This is a genomic window from Sphingobium yanoikuyae (assembly GCF_034424525.1).
GTDB lineage: Bacteria > Pseudomonadota > Alphaproteobacteria > Sphingomonadales > Sphingomonadaceae > Sphingobium > Sphingobium yanoikuyae.
In genome coordinates this window covers 4934114-4949918 of the sequence record NZ_CP139979.1, presented here as the reverse complement: position 1 = coordinate 4949918, position 15805 = coordinate 4934114, and the positions used below count along the sequence as shown (strand labels likewise).

The 15805-nt window shown below is 65.3% G+C and carries 20 protein-coding genes; 14 read left to right on the top strand and 6 right to left on the bottom strand.

Annotated elements, in window-relative coordinates; genetic code table 11:
- Positions 1-32 precede the first annotated feature (32 nt).
- The 8 genes from U0025_RS23110 to U0025_RS23075 all read left to right on the top strand — a co-directional run bounded on the left by U0025_RS23110 (position 33) and on the right by U0025_RS23075 (position 5874).
- Positions 33-1379, top strand: a complete 1347-nt coding sequence (locus U0025_RS23110) for a M48 family metalloprotease (protein WP_004210042.1) — start codon at positions 33-35, stop codon at positions 1377-1379.
- Complete coding sequence (locus U0025_RS23105; protein WP_174320752.1) at positions 1376-2143, top strand: DsbA family protein; 768 nt, start codon at positions 1376-1378, stop codon at positions 2141-2143. The genes U0025_RS23110 and U0025_RS23105 overlap by 4 nt, the downstream gene beginning before the upstream one ends.
- Positions 2144-2313: 170 nt before the next feature.
- A complete protein-coding gene (gene rpmH / locus U0025_RS23100) occupies positions 2314-2448 on the top strand; it encodes a 50S ribosomal protein L34 (protein WP_004210039.1) in 135 nt (44 codons plus the stop codon).
- A 32-nt stretch (positions 2449-2480) separates the two neighbouring features.
- Positions 2481-2924, top strand: a complete 444-nt coding sequence (rnpA, locus tag U0025_RS23095) for a ribonuclease P protein component (protein ID WP_004210037.1) — start codon at positions 2481-2483, stop codon at positions 2922-2924.
- Complete coding sequence (gene yidD / locus U0025_RS23090; RefSeq protein WP_004210035.1) at positions 2924-3136, top strand: membrane protein insertion efficiency factor YidD; 213 nt, start codon at positions 2924-2926, stop codon at positions 3134-3136. The genes rnpA and yidD overlap by 1 nt, the downstream gene beginning before the upstream one ends.
- A 35-nt stretch (positions 3137-3171) precedes the next feature.
- A complete protein-coding gene (gene yidC, locus U0025_RS23085) occupies positions 3172-4878 on the top strand; it encodes a membrane protein insertase YidC (protein WP_004210032.1) in 1707 nt (568 codons plus the stop codon).
- Positions 4879-4919: 41 nt separating this feature from the next.
- Positions 4920-5567 carry a ribosome biogenesis GTP-binding protein YihA/YsxC gene (gene yihA, locus U0025_RS23080; RefSeq protein ID WP_004210031.1) on the top strand — a complete coding sequence of 216 codons (648 nt, stop codon included), beginning with the start codon at positions 4920-4922 and terminating at the stop codon, positions 5565-5567.
- 4 nt (positions 5568-5571) lie between these two features.
- Positions 5572-5874 (top strand): alkylphosphonate utilization protein, encoded by a 303-nt coding sequence (locus U0025_RS23075; protein WP_004210029.1) that lies wholly within the window; start codon positions 5572-5574, stop codon positions 5872-5874.
- Between the two features lie 6 nt (positions 5875-5880).
- Here the strand turns inward: U0025_RS23075 and U0025_RS23070 are convergent, their stop codons facing one another.
- Complete coding sequence (locus U0025_RS23070) at positions 5881-6432, bottom strand: 2'-5' RNA ligase family protein (protein WP_004210027.1); 552 nt, start codon at positions 6430-6432, stop codon at positions 5881-5883.
- Positions 6433-6551: 119 nt separating this feature from the next.
- On the opposite strand from U0025_RS23070, the gene U0025_RS23065 reads away from it, so the two are divergent.
- Positions 6552-6986, top strand: coding sequence for a pyridoxamine 5'-phosphate oxidase family protein (locus tag U0025_RS23065; RefSeq protein ID WP_004210025.1), 435 nt, complete (start codon positions 6552-6554; stop codon positions 6984-6986).
- Positions 6987-7003: 17 nt separating this feature from the next.
- Positions 7004-7381, top strand: coding sequence for a DoxX family protein (locus tag U0025_RS23060; RefSeq protein ID WP_072893499.1), 378 nt, complete (start codon positions 7004-7006; stop codon positions 7379-7381).
- A gap of 3 nt (positions 7382-7384) precedes the next feature.
- Here the strand turns inward: U0025_RS23060 and U0025_RS23055 are convergent, their stop codons facing one another.
- A complete protein-coding gene (locus U0025_RS23055; RefSeq protein ID WP_004210022.1) occupies positions 7385-8623 on the bottom strand; it encodes an aminotransferase class V-fold PLP-dependent enzyme in 1239 nt (412 codons plus the stop codon).
- A gap of 151 nt (positions 8624-8774) precedes the next feature.
- On the opposite strand from U0025_RS23055, the gene U0025_RS23050 reads away from it, so the two are divergent.
- Together U0025_RS23050 and U0025_RS23045 are read left to right on the top strand one after the other, a co-directional pair.
- On the top strand, positions 8775-10823 hold the full coding sequence (locus U0025_RS23050) for a carbon starvation CstA family protein (RefSeq protein ID WP_004210020.1): 2049 nt from the start codon (positions 8775-8777) through the stop codon (positions 10821-10823).
- The gene (locus tag U0025_RS23045; protein ID WP_004210018.1) at positions 10820-11005 is read left to right on the top strand and encodes a YbdD/YjiX family protein; all 186 of its coding nucleotides are present in this window, start codon (positions 10820-10822) and stop codon (positions 11003-11005) included. Before U0025_RS23050 ends, U0025_RS23045 begins: the two co-directional genes overlap by 4 nt.
- A 14-nt stretch (positions 11006-11019) precedes the next feature.
- On the opposite strand, the gene U0025_RS23040 is transcribed toward U0025_RS23045, so the two are convergent.
- Positions 11020-11937, bottom strand: a complete 918-nt coding sequence (locus U0025_RS23040) for an XdhC family protein (RefSeq protein WP_004210016.1) — start codon at positions 11935-11937, stop codon at positions 11020-11022.
- A 69-nt stretch (positions 11938-12006) separates the two neighbouring features.
- Entirely contained in the window at positions 12007-12675 is a 669-nt protein-coding gene (locus U0025_RS23035) for a S24 family peptidase (protein WP_004210014.1), read from the bottom strand.
- Between the two features lie 115 nt (positions 12676-12790).
- On the opposite strand from U0025_RS23035, the gene U0025_RS23030 reads away from it, so the two are divergent.
- Entirely contained in the window at positions 12791-12976 is a 186-nt protein-coding gene (locus U0025_RS23030) for a hypothetical protein (protein ID WP_004210013.1), read from the top strand.
- Entirely contained in the window at positions 12973-13344 is a 372-nt protein-coding gene (locus U0025_RS23025) for a hypothetical protein (RefSeq protein ID WP_004210012.1), read from the top strand. Before U0025_RS23030 ends, U0025_RS23025 begins: the two co-directional genes overlap by 4 nt.
- 9 nt (positions 13345-13353) lie before the next feature.
- Here U0025_RS23025 and U0025_RS23020 read toward each other — a convergent pair whose 3' ends face one another.
- Together U0025_RS23020 and U0025_RS23015 are read right to left on the bottom strand one after the other, a co-directional pair.
- Positions 13354-14496: a hypothetical protein gene (locus U0025_RS23020; RefSeq protein ID WP_257010973.1), complete on the bottom strand. Its 1143-nt coding sequence runs from the start codon at positions 14494-14496 to the stop codon at positions 13354-13356.
- Positions 14497-14508: 12 nt separating this feature from the next.
- Complete coding sequence (locus U0025_RS23015; protein ID WP_037490880.1) at positions 14509-15732, bottom strand: TIGR04063 family PEP-CTERM/XrtA system glycosyltransferase; 1224 nt, start codon at positions 15730-15732, stop codon at positions 14509-14511.
- Positions 15733-15805: the final 73 nt, after the last annotated feature.

Sequence of the window (15805 nt, the reverse complement as noted above, 5' to 3'; positions counted from 1 at the left end):
CCTGTTCCCCTTCCCCATCAAGGCTTTGCACGATGACGCGGTGGCTGCGCCTTGCCGCGCTTCTGCTGGGGTCGCTGATGCTGATGGCGCGGCCGGCGCTGGCCCAGAGCATCCTGCGCGACGCCGAGACCGAAGCCTTCATGGCGGACATGTCGGGTGATCTGGTCAAGGCGGCGGGCATGCAGCCGCGCAATGTCCAGGTGATGGTGATCAATGATCCGGAGATCAATGCCTTCGTCGCGGGTGGCCAATATGTCTGGGTGCATAGCGGGCTGATCGCGCAGGCCGATAATGTGAACCAGTTGCAGGGCGTGGTCGCGCATGAACTGGGCCATATCGAGGGCGGCCATGTGATCCGCACCGACGGCATCAAGGAGGCGACCAGCATCACATTGCTGAGCCTGGTGCTGGGCGCGGCGGCGATCGCAGCGGGCGGCGCGGAGGCCGGCATGGGCATCATGGGCCTGGGCCAGCAGGTCGGCATGTCCAAATATCTCGCCTTCTCCCGCGCGCAGGAAAGCTCCGCCGACCTTGCCGGCGCACGCTATCTGAGTGCCGCGCATCTGAGCGGCAAGGGCAGCCTGGAATTCTTCAAGAAGCTGCAGAATCAGGAATATCGCCTCGCGATTCCGCAGGAGAATAGTTACGGCCGCACCCATCCGCTGTCGGGCGAGCGCATCAATGTGCTGCGCGAGGTCTATACGGTCGATCCGGCCTGGGACACGCCACCCAATCCCCAGTTGGAAGCGCGGTTCGAGCGGATCAAGGCGAAGCTGATCGGATTCGTGTCCGAACCGCAGCAGACTCTGCTCAAATATCCCGAGAGCGACCGGTCGATCCCGGCCCATTATGCGCGCGCCTATGCCTGGCATAAAAGTGCCTATCCCGAGAGGGCGCTGAGCGAGGCGGACGCGCTGCTGACGGCGGCGCCGCATGACCCCTATTTCCTGGAGCTGAAGGGCCAGATCCTGCTGGAGAGCGGGCGGCCCGGCGAGGCGATCCAACCGCTGCGCGAAGCCGTCGCCAAGACGCAGCAGCCGCTGATCGCGGTATTGCTGGGCCACGCCCTGATCGCGACCGAGGATGAGAAAAATTACGCCGAGGCCGAAACCGTGCTGCGCAATGCGATCGCGCGAGACCGCGAAAATCCCTTCGCCTGGTATCAACTGGGCGTCGTCTACGAGCATCGCGGCGACACGCCGCGCGCCGCGCTGGCCAGCGCCGAGCGTTTTTCGATGATCGGGCAGGACAGTATGGCACTGCGCAGTGCGGACGCGGCAATGCAGGGATTGAAGCCCGGAACGGTTGACTATCTGCGGGCGCAGGATATCGCGATGGTCTCGCGGGCTGCCGTCGAGCAGAAGCGGAAGAGAAGATGACAGATCAGACCCGGCCCAGCTTTCGTGCGGCCCTATCCAACAGGAAAATGCAGATGACCCTGGGCGCCCTCGCCTTGATCGCTGGCGCCGCCGGCACCGCCCTTGCCGTGCAGGCGCCCGGCAGCGTCTCCACCGGCGACAAGGCCGCGATCGAAAAGATCGTTCACGACTATATATTGGAGCATCCCGAGATCATCCCGCAGGCGATCGAGAAGCTGCAGGCCAAGCGGATGGAAGGCACGATCGACGCGAATCGCCAGACGATCGAAACGCCCTTTGCCGGCGCATGGGAAGGCGCAGCCAATGCCGATGTCACCGTGGTGGAGTTTTTCGACTATGCCTGCGGCTATTGCCGCGCCTCGCTGCCTGACCTTGCCAAGCTGGTCGGCGCCGATGCCAAGGTGAAGATCGTCTATCGCGAACTGCCGATCCTGTCGGAGGAAAGCTCCGACGCGGCCAAGGTGTCGCTGCTGGCAGCCGAGCGCAATCGCTACATGGCCTATCACAAGGCGCTCTATGGCGCGGGCAAGGTGACCCGCGAATCGATCATCGGCGCCGCCACCCAGGCCGGAATCACCAAGGCCGATGCCGAAGCGGCGATGGCGTCGAGCAAATATGATGCCGAGCTGCAGTCGAACATCGCCCTGGCTCAGAAGCTCCAGGCGAGCGGCACCCCGACCTTCGTCATCGGCAACCAGGTGCTGAACGGCGCGGTCGGCTATGATTCGCTCAAGGACGCGGTGACGAGCGCCCGCGGGAAGTAAGCCCGAGAGCGGTTCGGGCGGGACAAGCAGGAGTTTGCGGGGAAGCGCGGCGCAGCGCCATTGACTTCCCCGCCCCATTTCCCTATCGGACGGCCCCTGACTTGCGGTCGCCCCGTGTGGCGGCCCTTTTTTGTCATACCTGATTCTCTAGTTTGTTTGAGGAATGAACGATGAAGCGCACTTTTCAGCCGAGCAATCTGGTTCGGAAGCGCCGTCACGGTTTTCGCGCTCGCATGGCGACCCCCGGTGGCCGCAACATCATGCGCGCCCGTCGTGCCCGCGGCCGCAAGAGCCTGAGCGCCTGAGCGACCTGACGCCGCCGGCCGCGCCTGCCATCATGGGCAAGCGCGCGGATTTCCTGGCGGCGAATCGGGGCCGACGCGCGCCCATGCCGGGATTTGTCCTGCTGGTGCGTGAGCGCGGCGACGGCGATCCGGCGATGCGTATCGGCATCACGGTGACCAAGAAGATAGGCGGCGCTGTCATCCGCAATCGGATGAAGCGCCGTTTTCGCGTCCTGGCACGCGAACTGCTGCCTGTGCATGGTGTGGCTGGTGCCGATCATGTGCTGATCGGTCGTGCCGAAGGCGTGGAGCGCGACTTCGCGCTGCTGCGCGGCGAACTGGAAAAGGCGCTGGGCAAGATATTAACCCGGCCCGAAGGCCAGGGCCGCCCGCCCCGCCGCAAGGGCGCGAGCCCGGCAACGACGAATCACGCCAAGCGGCCCTCCCCCTCCGACGCGCCTGCGGCGCGCCACCTCCCCGCCAGCGGGGAGGAGTGATGATTGCCCGGCTGCTGATCCTGATCGCGCGCGCCTGGCAGCTGGGTCCGTCCCGCATCCTCCCCCCCACCTGTCGCTATGCCCCCTCCTGTTCGGAATATGCGATCCAGGCGGTCGGCAAATATGGTGCGATCAAGGGTAGCTGGCTGGGGTTCAAGCGGCTAATGCGTTGCCACCCATGGGGTGGTTCGGGCTATGACCCGGTCCCCTGAGACATTGACGAGTATAGACGGCGGAGCCGAATAGCGTGGACGACAAGAAGAATATCATTCTGGCGGTGCTGCTGACCGCCGCGATCCTGTTCGGCTGGCCCTATATCTCCGAACATTTCTTCCCGGCGGCCAATCCGCCCGCGACGAAGATCGAGGGCGGCAAGACCACCCCGCTGACCCCGGCGGGCGAGGCCCCGGCGCAGGATGCATCGACCGCGATCCGCGATCGCGCGCTTGTGCTGAAGGAAACGCCGCGCGTCGCCATCCGAACGCCCAAGATCATAGGCTCCATCAACCTGAAGGGTGCGCGCATCGACGACGTCGTGCTGCCGACCTACAAGGAAACGATCGCCAAGGATTCGCCGGCGATCCGCCTCTATAGCCCGAGCGGCACCAAGGACGCCTATTTCGCCGGCTTCGGCTGGCAGGGCGAGGGCATCAAGACCCCCGATGCCAACACCGTCTGGACCGCCAGCGGCACCGAACTCACCCCCACCAGCCCGGTCACGCTGAGCTGGAACAATGGCGCGGGCCAGAATTTCGAGATTCGCTATTCGATCGACGAAAATTACATGATTTCCGCCGCGCAGAAGGTGTCGAACAGCGGCACCGGCGCGATCGCGGTCAAATCCTATGGCTATGTCAGCCGTGCCACTCCCTCGGCCGATCCCGACACCTGGACCATCCATGTCGGCCCGATGGGCGTGTTCAACGGCGCCGCCAATTATGACGTGAACTACAAGGATCTGGAAAAGGGTCCGGCCAGCCAGAGCTTCCAATCGACCGGCGGCTGGATCGGCTTCACCGACAAATATTGGCTGTCGGCGCTGATCCCCGACCAGAAGGACGCCTTCACCGGCCAGATGCGCAAGGGTGCAGGCACCCAGTTCCAGACCGACATCGCGCTGGCGCCGGTCATGCTGGCGCCGGGCAAGGCGATGACCCAGACCAACCGGCTGTTTGTCGGCGCGAAGGAAGTGAAGACGCTGCAGGCCTATGAGCGTGCCGGCGTACCGCTGTTCGACCGCGCGATCGACTGGGGCTGGTTCTACTGGTTCGAACAGCCGATCTTCGCGCTGCTGCACTGGCTGTTCGAGACGCTCGGCAATTTCGGCGTCGCCATCATCTGCCTGACCTTCTGCGTCCGCGCCCTGATGTTCCCGGTCGCCCAGCGCCAGTTCGCCAGCATGGCGGCGATGCGCGCGGTGCAGCCCAAGATGAAGGCGCTGCAGGAGAAATATAAGGACGACAAGCAGCAACTGCAGCAGAAGATGATGGAGCTGTACAAGCAGGAGAAGGTCAATCCGCTGGCCGGCTGCCTGCCCATCTTCATCCAGATCCCGATCTTCTTCGCGCTCTACAAGGTGCTGCAGCTGACGATCGAAATGCGCCACCAGCCCTTCGTGCTGTGGATAAAGGATCTGTCCGCGCCCGACCCGCTGCATATCCTGAACCTGTTCGGCCTGCTGCCCTTCACCCCGCCCTCCTTCCTGGCGATCGGTGTGCTGGCGCTGCTGCTGGGCATTTCGATGTGGCTGCAGTTCAAGCTGAACCCGGCCCAGATGGACCCGATGCAGCAGCAGGTGTTCGCGATCATGCCGTGGATGATGATGTTCATCATGGCGCCGTTCGCCGCCGGCCTGCTGGTCTACTGGATCACCAACAACTGCCTGTCGATGGCGCAGCAATGGTGGCTGTACAAGCGCCACCCCGTGCTGAACACCGCGACGGCCACCAAGTAAGGAAAAGGAAATCCTCCCCGAAAGGGGGGGATTTTTTCGATATGACAGAAGACGACAACACCGCCCTGATCGAGGAAGCCCGCAAGCTGTTTTCCGGGCCGATCAGCTTCCTCAAATCCGCGCCGACGCTCGACTATCTGCCCGACATGGCGGTGAACGAGGTCGCCTTTGCCGGCCGATCCAATGTCGGCAAATCGTCGCTGCTGAACGCGCTGACCAACCGCAATGGCCTCGCTCGCACGTCGAACACGCCGGGCCGGACGCAGGAACTCAACTTCTTCGACGTCGGCGATCCGCTGCGCTTCCGCCTGGTCGACATGCCGGGCTATGGCTATGCCAAGGCGCCCAAGGATCTGGTCAAGAAGTGGCGGTTCCTGGTGAACGACTATCTGCGCGGTCGCGCGGCGCTCAAGCGTGCGCTGGTGCTGATCGACAGCCGCCATGGCATCAAGGATGTCGACACCGACATGCTGGACATGCTGGACGGCGCGGCGGTCAGCTATCGCATCGTCCTGACCAAGAGCGACAAGATCAAGGCGAGCGAACTGGTCGCCGTGACGCAGCGCACCGCCGATGCGATCCGCAAGCGCCCGGCCGCCCATCCTGAGATCATCGCCACGTCGAGCGAAAAGGGCATGGGCATTCCCGAGCTGCGCGCCGCCGTGCTCGAAGCCGTAAGCCAGGGATAAGCCGATGAGCGACGATGACTATGTCTATGACGAGGCGAGCGGCGAATGGATCAGCGCGGCGGATGCCGCCGCCAGGGCCGACGCCGGCGATGCCGTGGAAGTGCGCGATTCGGTCGGCAATCTGCTGGCCGATGGCGACCAGGTGACGCTGATCAAGGATCTGGTGGTCAAGGGCGCCGGCCAGACGCTGAAACGCGGCACGCTGATCAAGTCGATCCGCCTGACCGGCGACGCGCAGGAAATCGACTGCCGCTATGACGGCATCAAGGGGCTGGTGCTGCGCGCGGAATTCGTGCGCAAGCGCTGAGCGCCTTCAGAACAGGCTATATTGGCCGCTGCCGCGCAGTGGCCATCGCCCCAGCAGCTCATGATGGGTGCGGCCGACATGGCTGCATAGCAGCACGAAATCCTCCACCCGCCAGTGAAAGCCGCTGATCCGCTGGGTCGCCGGGGCGCCGTCGCGATAATAGAGCGTCTGGTGCGGGTTGAAGCTCCAGCCCGGACGCGCCCCCACCCCTGCCCGCTTCATCGCCAACGCCACCTTGCGCTGCAATTCCCGGAGCGGCGGCAGTGCATGCGCCGGACGCAGCGCGGCCGACCGGCCACCCTCGCTCAACTGATCCAGCGACAGATCGAACGGATCGGCCAGGATGCCGGTGAAGCTGCGGTGCATCGCCTTCACCAGCGCATAGGGATAGTCCGGCCAGTCGTCGGTGATCCCCAGCGTGATATGCTGGTGCGCCGGCAGGATACGATGGGCATCGGGCGCCAGCGTCTCGGCGAAATGGTCGATCTGCCGCGTGATGCGGGTCGGCGGCTTCAGCGCCACAATCAGGCGATAGAGCGACGGCGTGCGGGCAAGCATGGCGTACATCCTCCGAATCGGATTTATGTTCACTATATGTTCTTTTCATCCTCCTGACGAATCCGACGCATCCGAATCCGCTCTGTCAGCGTTGAACCGGGCAGAAGAGGAGAGCGACCATGGCCCAGCAGACCATCGCCACCCTGGCAGACAAGATGCAGCAGATCGATTTCGCGATGCTGTCCACCCATACCGAGGACGGCCAGATCGGCGCCCGGCCGATGAGCAACAATCAGGACGTCGCCTATGGCGGCGACAGCTATTATTTCACGACCGAAGACACGCTGATGGTGAAGGATATCGAGCGCGATCCGCGGGTCGGCCTGTCCTTCCACGGCAAGGGCGGCCTGCTGGGGCAGCGCCCCCTGTTCATCGCGGTCGAGGGCCGGGCCGACCTGATCCGCGACCGCAGCGCCTTTGAAGCGCATTGGAATCCCGACCTGGAGCGTTGGTTCGCGCAGGGTGCCGATACGCCCGGCCTGGTGATGATCAAGGTCCATGCCGAGCGCGCCCATTATTGGGACGGCGAGGATGAAGGCGAGTTGGAGCTGTAGCCGTTAGCGCGCGCACCATCGCCCGTGCCGTCCTGGCGCTGGCCTATGCGGTTGCGGGCGCGGCGCATCTGATGCGACCGGCCGGTTTCGTGGCGATCACGCCGCATTGGGTGCCGGAGCCACAAACCGTCGTCATGCTGACCGGTATCGCCGAACTAGCCGGGGCCGCCGGACTGATGTTGCCGGCCACGCGCCGCGCCGCCGCGATCGCGCTGGCTCTCTATGCGCTGTGCGTCTGGCCGGCCAATTTCAACCATGCCCTGCATGACATAGCGCTGGGCGGGGTGCATCTGAGCTGGTGGTATCATGGCCCCCGGCTGGCGCTGCAGCCGGTAATCATCTGGTGGGCGCTATGGGCCGGCGCGGTAATCGACTGGCCATTCCGCCGACGATAGCGGTCAGGCCTTCGCCAGCAGGTCGGCGATCAGGGCGATCTCGTCGGCGCTGTTGTAGATATGGGGGGAGAAGCGGATGGTCGGCTTGCCGTCGGCCTTGGACGGGGCGACCACCACCTTGCCCTGGGTCCACAGATGGTCGCGGATCGCCAGCACATCCTTGCCGGCGAAGGTCGGGGTGATGACCGGGCCGGTCAGCCCCTTGGTGGTCGTGCCGACCAGCTTCGCGCCGGGCAGGCGCAGCACCATGTCGCGCATCTGGTCGCCGATCGCGAAGGCGCGGCGCTCCACCTCCGCCTCGCCGATCGTATCCAGCGCATCAAGCGTCGCATCGATCGCGATCAGCTTGGGATCGTCGCGTTGGCCGAGAATCTCATATTTCTGCGCGGTATCCAGATTCTTCTCATCGGTCAGCCAATAGCCATGGCTCAGCATGATCGGCTGAAGCTGGGCCTGCCCTTCGCGCCGAACATAGAGGACGCCGCCCTCCAGCGGGCCCATCATCCATTTATGGGTGCTGCCCGAGTATGAATCGACGCCGAGCGCTGGCAGGTCGAGCCGCAGCCAGCCGAAGGTCTGGGCGCCATCGCCGTGCAGCCAGATGCCCTTGGGCCGGGTCAGCGCAGCAATCTGCGCCAGCGGGAAGATCATGCCGGTGACGTTCGACATGTGCGACAGGAAGATGGCGCGGGTGCGCGGCGTGATTGCGGCGGCGAACAGATCGACCACCGTCTGGGCCGAGGTCGCATAGACCGGCACCGGCAAAATCTTGAGCACCAGCCCCTCGCGCGCGGCGCGCAGCTTCCATGTCTCCAGGGTCGAGGGGTGGTTGTGGTCGGTCAGGATCACCTCGTCCCCGGCCTTGAGCGCCAGGCCGCGCACGGCGACCGTGTTCGCCTCGCTGCTGTTGCGGACCAGCGCGATTTCCTGCGCACTGACGTTCATCCGCTTGCCCAGCCGCGCGCGCAGGGCGTCGGCGGCAACCGGATATCTGGTGCGATACTGGGGTGAGGGATTGGCCTGGAAGGCCTGCGTCTCGCGCGCATGCGCGGCGATCGCGCTGCGGAAGGCCGGGCCGATATTGGCGGCGTTGAAATAATGGATGTCGGGCGCCAGCAGCAACTGGTCGCGCGCGCTATTGCCCGATGGGGCCGCGCGCGCCGCCAGCGGCAGCGCCGCCCCCACGACCGCCGCCGCCTGCAACAAGCCCCTGCGCGAAACGTCCTTGCTCCGGTCGGTCATGCGATGCCTCCTGCCCTGTTCACCCGATGGACGAACGAGCGCGACCGAATCCCCTAATCCCGACAAGCGCCTAACCCAGACTGGCGGTTGTCTTTCGGGGCGAGCGGCCTAGTGTGGCGCCCAATCCCTATCCCGAACCGTTGAGAGAGCGATGACCCGGCATATTCCATGGATCCTGACCGCGCTGGTGGGCGCGGCGTCGCTGGCGGTCGTCGCGGTCTCGCGCGGCGAGACGGTCAATGCGCTGTGGATCGTTGTCGCCGCCGTCAGCTGTTTCCTGGTCGCCTATCGTTACTATGCGCTATTCATCGCGCGCGAGGTGATGCGGCTTGATCCGGGCCGGCCCACCCCCGCAATCCGCCGCGCCGACGGGCTGGATTATGTCGCGACCGACCGCACCGTGCTGTTCGGCCATCATTTCGCGGCGATCGCCGGAGCGGGGCCGCTGGTCGGGCCGGTGCTGGCGGCGCAGATGGGCTATCTGCCCGGCACGCTGTGGATCATTGCCGGCGTCGTGCTGGCCGGCGCGGTGCAGGACTTCATGGTCCTGTTCATCTCCATGCGCCGCGACGGCAAGTCGCTGGGCGAGCTCATTCGCATGGAAATGGGCCAGGTGGCGGGCACGATCGCGCTGTTCGGCGCCTTCATGATCATGGTGATCATCCTGGCCGTGCTGGCGCTAATCGTGGTCAAGGCGCTGGCGGAAAGCCCCTGGGGCATGTTCACCGTCGCCGCCACCGTGCCGCTGGCCATGGCGATGGGCGCCTATACACGCTGGATCCGCCCCGGCCGGATCGGCGAAGTGTCGATCCTGGGGCTGATCGGCCTGCTCGCGGCGATCGTCTATGGCCAGGCGATCGCGCAGTCGCCGGTCTGGGGGCCGATCTTCACCTTCACCCCGGTGCAGCTCTGCTGGATATTGATCGGCTATGGCGCGGTAGCATCGGTGCTGCCGGTGTGGCTGCTGCTGGCGCCGCGCGATTATCTGTCGACCTTCCTCAAGATCGGGGCGATTGCCGCGCTGGCGATCGGCATCGTCATCATGGCGCCGCCGCTCAAGATGCACGCCGTCACCCAGTTCGCCGCCGGCGGCGGGCCGGTCTGGTCGGGCGGCCTCTTCCCCTTCCTGTTCATCACCATTGCCTGTGGCGCGGTGTCCGGCTTCCACGCACTGATCGCCAGCGGCACCACGCCCAAGCTGATCGCGACCGAGAGCGACGCGCCGCTGATCGGCTATGGCGCGATGCTGATGGAGGCGTTCGTGGCGATCATGGCGCTGGTCGGCGCGTCGATCCTGGACCCCGGCATCTATTTCACGATGAACAGCCCGGCCGCTGTGATCGGCACCGATCCTGCCAGCGTGTCCGCCGCCGTCACCGCCATGGGCTTCCCGATCAGTCCGGACCTGATCGTCCAGACGGCCAAGGATGTCGGCGAACATACGATCATCAGCCGGGCGGGCGGCGCACCGACCTTGGCGGTCGCGATGGCGGAAATCTTCAGCCATGTGTTCGGCGGCCCGGCGATGAAGGCCTTCTGGTATCATTTCGCCATCCTGTTCGAGGCGCTGTTCATCCTGACCGCCGTCGATGCCGGCACCCGCGCCGGCCGCTTCATGCTGCAGGATCTGATCGCGCTGGCGGTGCCGAGCTTCAAGGACAGTAAGAGCCAGTTGCCGGGCTTCATCGCCACCGGCCTGTGCGTCGCGGCCTGGGGCTTCTTCCTCTATCAGGGCGTGACCGATCCGCTGGGCGGGGTGAACACGCTATGGCCGGTGTTCGGCATCTCCAACCAGATGCTCGCGGCAATCGCGCTGATGCTGGGGACCGCCGTGCTGTTCCGGATGAAGCGCGACCGCTTCGCCTGGGTGACGATGGTGCCGGCCGCCTGGCTGCTGATCTGCACGCTGTCGGCCGGCTTCCTGAAATTGTTCTCGACCGATGCGAAGGTCGGCTTCCTGGCCCATGCCGCCAAATATGGCGCTGCGCTGGACAAGGGCGAGGTTCTGGCGCCGGCCAAGTCGATGGCGGAAATGCACCAGATATTGTTCAACGATTATGTCGATGCCGGGCTGGTCGCGATCTTCCTGGCGGTGGTGCTGGCATTGCTGGTCTTCACCATCCGGACGTGCATCGCCGCGCGGCGCTTTGGCGCGCCGACCGCGCGCGAGATTCCGGCGCAACTGGTCACGGCGCCATGAGCCCGTTCTTCCAGACGCTGCGACGCATGGCGCATCTGATGGTCGGCCAGCCCGACTATGACGCCTATCTGCGCCATATGCGCGACCATCATCCCGGCCATGCGCCGATGGACCGCACCGCCTTTTTCCGGAACCGGCAGGAGGCACGCTATGGCGGGAAAAATGGCGGGAAATGCTGCTGAGCGATTGTGCCTGATCAGCGCTTGGCGTTGAAACCGGCGACCATGCCGGCGGTGATCGACAGGGCGATTTCCGCCGCGCCGATCGCGCCGATGTCGAGCCCCGCCGGCCCGTCGATCCGGGCAAGATCATCGGTGCCGAAACCCTGCGCCGCGAGCCGTTCGAGCCGCGCGGCATGGCTGCGCCGCGATCCCAGTGCTGCGACATAGCCGGTCGGTGCAGCGAGCGCGGCGATGAGCGCGGGATCGTCGATCTTGATGTCATGGCTCAAGGTCACGACGGCGGTCGATTCGCCGGGATGGCGCGCGGCGATCGCTGCGTCGGGCCAGCGATCGTCCAGCTCGATGCCGGGAAAACGCTCTGCCGTCAGGAAGCGGCCGCGCGGGTCGATCACCACCGGCGTGACGTCGATCGCCTGCGCCAGCGCAGCGAGCGACTGGGCAATCTGTACCGCGCCGACGATCAGCAACCGGCGAGGCGGATCATAGCGGTTAAGGAACTGACCCTCGACCACGCCTTCGCGGGTGATGCCTTCGTCCAGATCGGTCGAGAGCGTGAGCGCCCGGCCGCGCGCGCTTTCCGACGCGATCCGGTCGAACAGGTCGGGGGCAAAGCCACCCTCCCCCACCGGCTGCACCAGCACGCTGATCTCACCACCGCACGGCAGGCCAACCTCCCACGCATCGCCATCGGCCACGCCATAATGCGCAACATGGCCGGGCCGGCCGGCAATCACTTCGGCAGCGCGCTGCAACACATCGGTCTCGACACAGCCGCCCGATATGCTGCCCTCCAGCCGGCCATCCTGATGCACGATCATGTGGCTGCCGCGCGGACGCGGCGCCGATCCCCAGGTCGACACGACCGTCGCCAGCGCCATCGGCGCACCGCGCCACTCGATCGCCTTGCGGATCACCGCGCCATTATCGTTCATGATCCAGCCTTCCCCTGTTTTCCTGGACATAGGAAAGGCACGGCGCCTTTCAAAGACGGACCAGGCTTCTCAGACCAGCCGCCTGCCTGTCCAGACGACCCGGCCGACGATCGCCACCATCGCCGGATCGATATCGGTCCAGTCGGGATAATGGGGATTGTCGCTCAATACGCTGAACCGGCCGCGCAACGGCCCCATCGCCACCCGCTTGACCATCAGCACGCCGTCGAGCCGCAGCACATAGACGCCGTCACGCAGGCGATCGGCGTCATCCTCATGATCGACCATGATGTCATCGCCATCGTTGAGCGTGGGCGCCATCGATTCGCCATCGACCCGGATGATCGACACACGCTGCGGCCGCACGCCCAGATGCCGTAGCCATTGCGCGTCGAACGCCATCACTCCCGCGGTGCGCTCATCCTCATCCAGCGAGCCCGCGCCGGCGGAGGCGCCAAGCGACAGGCGCGGCACCGCCACCACCGCAGGCAGGCCGCGCACACGCGGGATCGGTGCGCCGGCCTGCACAGGACTGCCCAGCATCGTTTCCGCTACGCCGAAATAGCGCGCCAGGATACGGCGATCCGCCTCGTCCAGCTTGCGCGGCGTGCCGCGCTTGATGAACTGCTGAATATAGGCGGGATTGCGCCCGATCAGCCGCGACAGATCGGCATAATTTTCCCCGCGTTCGACGATCAGCCGATCGAGGGCAGTCCGGGCGTCCTGCGCTTCATCCATGTTGCATCCATAATGATAGGAATTTTCCTAGACAAGTAGGAAAATGAATATGAGATAGGAAATTGCCTACTGATTCGCAGGGGGCGAATCGGCTCGACAAAGGAGAGGTCCGTCCATGCTGTTGCGCACGATCGAGAAATTCCTGCGAGACTATCAGATAGCGCCGACCCGTTTCGGTCGCGACGCCGTGCGCGATCCGCGCCTGGTCTTCGACCTGCGCATGGGGCGCGATCCGGGCGATCGGGTAAAGAGACGCGTAGAACATTTCATGAACGAATATCGCAGGAGCGTGAGCCAATGACAAGCGCCGACATGCTGCGCACGAGCGCAGATCTGGTCCGTAATCGAGCAGGAGAACGGCGCGAGGCCGATCCACTGGCCCAGTTGCTGGTCCAGTTGATCGCCCGAATCGGCGAGCCGGCGACGGTCGAGCGCGCGGTCAGCCGCCCCTGGGCCAGCGCCCTGTTCGAAGGACGCCGCCATGTCATCCTGTTGCGGGTGGCGGGCGGCAGCCTGCGCGCGCGCCGGGAGGCGCTGGCCAGCGAATTGCAGGATGCGGAATGGGCATTGCCGGGCCATTTCGTCGCCGACATGGTGATCGACGACCTGCGCGGCGACGCGGAAGGCGAATGGATCGAGCTGTCCGCCCTCACCATCCGCGACTGGTAAGACGGTCCTTTAGCGGGGACGCCCGGTCATGGTGCGCAGCGTGCCGAGCGCGGCACGCAGCGCATCCTCGACATCTTCCGGCACGGCTTCACGCACCGGCACCGCCGAGGCGATCGGCATGTCGGCAATGACGCGCGGCGCGGTCGCCGGTCGGCCACGCTGGACCAGTGCCCGCTCCAGCCGCTCAGTCAGTTCAGTGATCGACAGATTGTCGAAGTTGCGCGCGCTCGGGGTGGATGATGCCTCCGCCCTCGGAACAAAAGGTGTGGGTTCGGGCGCAGGATCGAACGCCTGGATCGGTTCTTCGATCACCGGTTCCGGAACGAAGACAGGAGCCTGTTCGACGACCGGCTCCGGTGCAATATCGGTCGGCTCTTCATCGAAGGTGGCAAATTCCGCCGCTGCCTCTTCTTCCCAGGGCTCGAATATAGCGTCTTCCGGCGGCGCGAACGGCGCGCGGCCGAGCGGGATCGGATTGCTCGACAGCGCCGGCATGGCGTCGAACGGACGCGCGAAGGCGGGCGCGGGCGCGATAGCCATATCCTCGACCGATGCCTCTTCATGCGAGGTCGGCATGGCAAAGGCGGCCGGCGTTTCCATGCGCACCACCGTCGCCGCCACCGGCTCTACCGGGTCGCTATCGACCACCAGACGACGACGCCCCGATTCCGGGCGCGCGAAGATATCGGCACCGCCAAAATCGCGGCTGGCAAAGATCGGAGGACGGGGCGGCGCGTCGGGATGCGCGTCGGCGCGGCGCTGCGCGGGTGCAGCCTCTTCGGCAGCGGGCACATTGCGTCCGCGGGCAAGCGCGGTCAGCTTTGCAAATGCGAAACCCATTTTTCTTGCTCCTTGGGCGTCTGGATGACGCCTTCCGCTTATTCTCAAGCGCCTGTGCGGCGCATCCGATCCATTTCGCCGCACCGCGGCCACAATTCCTACACTCATCAGCGCGGTGAAACCGGCCAGCAGCAGTCTCGCCTTCATGCCCAGCGGCGGACCGGCCGCCGGGATCGTCTCGCTCAGGCCGCTCGACGCGACCAGCATTTCCACCCAGCCGACCGGCAGGGTCAGCACCACCAGGGCGCCGCAGCCTGCCGCGACCAGCGCCATGATGGCCAGTCCTCGCATGGACGGTGTGAACTTCGGCATCGCCGCCGTTCCTCAGGCCGCCTTTGCGGTCGAGTCGCGTCCCAGAAGTCGCTGGTAAACAGGCTCATAACGCAAAATGTTTGACGACCAGTTACGCTCCCTCTCGACGAAATCGCGCGCCACGATGCGGCGTTCATCCCAGAAGCCGCGATCCGCGAACATGCCTGCCAGCGCCTGCGCAATCGCAGCCGGGTCGTCCGGCGCGAACAGGGTGCCCGTCACGCCATCCTCGATCAGTTCGCGATGGCCGCCGACGCTCGACGCAGCGACGAGTCGGCCCTGCGCCATCGCTTCCAGCGGCTTCAATGGCGTCACCAGATCGGTAAGGCGCATCGCCTTGCGCGGATAGGCGAGGACATCGACCTGGGCATAATAATGTTCGACCTGGTCGTGTGGCACCCGGCCGACAAAGACGATATGGTCGGTGAAGGGCGAGGCCAGCGCCTGATCGCGCAGCGCCTGTTCCATCGGCCCGCCGCCGACCAGCAGCAGCTTCGCCCTGGGCCGCGCCCGCACGAGTCGCGGCATGGCGGCGATCAGATCGTCCAGCCCTTCATAATCATAGAAGCTGCCGATGAAGCCGACGACATCGGCGCCTTCAAGCCCCAGCTTCGCGGTCAGGGCCGGATCACGCGGCACCGGCGCGCCGAACTGATCAAGATCGACGCCATTGGGCGACACGGTGATCTTGGCCGAGTCGATTCCGCGCGCGACCAGATCGGACCGCAGCCCTTCGCAGATGACCGCAACTGCGTCGGCGGCACGGACCGCATGGGTTTCGAGCTGGCGGGTCAGCCAGTAGCGCGGGCTGCCTTCGGTCCCGGTGCCGTTGCCGACCGCCGCATCCTCCCAGAAGGCGCGAATCTCGTAGATCAGCGGAATCCCGTGGCGGCGCGCGACTCGCTGCGCGGCCATGGCATTGAGCACCGGCGAATGGGCATGGATGATGTCCGGCCGCCATTGTCGCACCAGCGACTCGATCGCATCGGCATGGGCGGAAATGTCGCGCCATTCGCGCAAAAGCGCGTTTCCGCCGGCCGCTTCGCCCGGTGTGCGGTGGAAATGCAGGCCGTCGACCAGTTCCTCCTGCGGTCCCGCCGCGACATGGCGCCGGCCGGTCAGCCCGCGCACGTCCCAGCCCTTGGCCAGCTGCGCGCGCAGGATCGCCCGCGTGCGGAACGTATAGCCGCTGTGCATCGGCAGGCTGTGATCGAGAACGTGAAGGATACGAGACATAGCGGTAACTTTTTGCCGAAAAAGGTTTAACGCCCCGTCAACTCTGTCACGCTAGGGATTTTCCGGGGCAAGA

What these genes read in the sequence shown, in the direction of transcription:
- U0025_RS23110 (WP_004210042.1), top strand. Translation starts at nt 33, where the DNA reads ATGACGCGGTGGCTGCGCCTTGCCGCGCTTCTGCTGGGGTCGCTGATG.
- U0025_RS23105 (WP_174320752.1), top strand. Translation starts at nt 1,376, where the DNA reads ATGACAGATCAGACCCGGCCCAGCTTTCGTGCGGCCCTATCCAACAGG.
- rpmH (WP_004210039.1), top strand. Translation starts at nt 2,314, where the DNA reads ATGAAGCGCACTTTTCAGCCGAGCAATCTGGTTCGGAAGCGCCGTCAC.
- rnpA (WP_004210037.1), top strand. Translation starts at nt 2,481, where the DNA reads ATGGGCAAGCGCGCGGATTTCCTGGCGGCGAATCGGGGCCGACGCGCG.
- yidD (WP_004210035.1), top strand. Translation starts at nt 2,924, where the DNA reads ATGATTGCCCGGCTGCTGATCCTGATCGCGCGCGCCTGGCAGCTGGGT.
- yihA (WP_004210031.1), top strand. Translation starts at nt 4,920, where the DNA reads ATGACAGAAGACGACAACACCGCCCTGATCGAGGAAGCCCGCAAGCTG.
- U0025_RS23075 (WP_004210029.1), top strand. Translation starts at nt 5,572, where the DNA reads ATGAGCGACGATGACTATGTCTATGACGAGGCGAGCGGCGAATGGATC.
- U0025_RS23070 (WP_004210027.1), bottom strand. Translation starts at nt 6,432, where the DNA reads ATGCTTGCCCGCACGCCGTCGCTCTATCGCCTGATTGTGGCGCTGAAG.
- U0025_RS23065 (WP_004210025.1), top strand. Translation starts at nt 6,552, where the DNA reads ATGGCCCAGCAGACCATCGCCACCCTGGCAGACAAGATGCAGCAGATC.
- U0025_RS23055 (WP_004210022.1), bottom strand. Translation starts at nt 8,623, where the DNA reads ATGACCGACCGGAGCAAGGACGTTTCGCGCAGGGGCTTGTTGCAGGCG.
- U0025_RS23050 (WP_004210020.1), top strand. Translation starts at nt 8,775, where the DNA reads ATGACCCGGCATATTCCATGGATCCTGACCGCGCTGGTGGGCGCGGCG.
- U0025_RS23045 (WP_004210018.1), top strand. Translation starts at nt 10,820, where the DNA reads ATGAGCCCGTTCTTCCAGACGCTGCGACGCATGGCGCATCTGATGGTC.
- U0025_RS23040 (WP_004210016.1), bottom strand. Translation starts at nt 11,937, where the DNA reads ATGAACGATAATGGCGCGGTGATCCGCAAGGCGATCGAGTGGCGCGGT.
- U0025_RS23035 (WP_004210014.1), bottom strand. Translation starts at nt 12,675, where the DNA reads ATGGATGAAGCGCAGGACGCCCGGACTGCCCTCGATCGGCTGATCGTC.
- U0025_RS23030 (WP_004210013.1), top strand. Translation starts at nt 12,791, where the DNA reads ATGCTGTTGCGCACGATCGAGAAATTCCTGCGAGACTATCAGATAGCG.
- U0025_RS23025 (WP_004210012.1), top strand. Translation starts at nt 12,973, where the DNA reads ATGACAAGCGCCGACATGCTGCGCACGAGCGCAGATCTGGTCCGTAAT.
- U0025_RS23020 (WP_257010973.1), bottom strand. Translation starts at nt 14,496, where the DNA reads ATGCCGAAGTTCACACCGTCCATGCGAGGACTGGCCATCATGGCGCTG.
- U0025_RS23015 (WP_037490880.1), bottom strand. Translation starts at nt 15,732, where the DNA reads ATGTCTCGTATCCTTCACGTTCTCGATCACAGCCTGCCGATGCACAGC.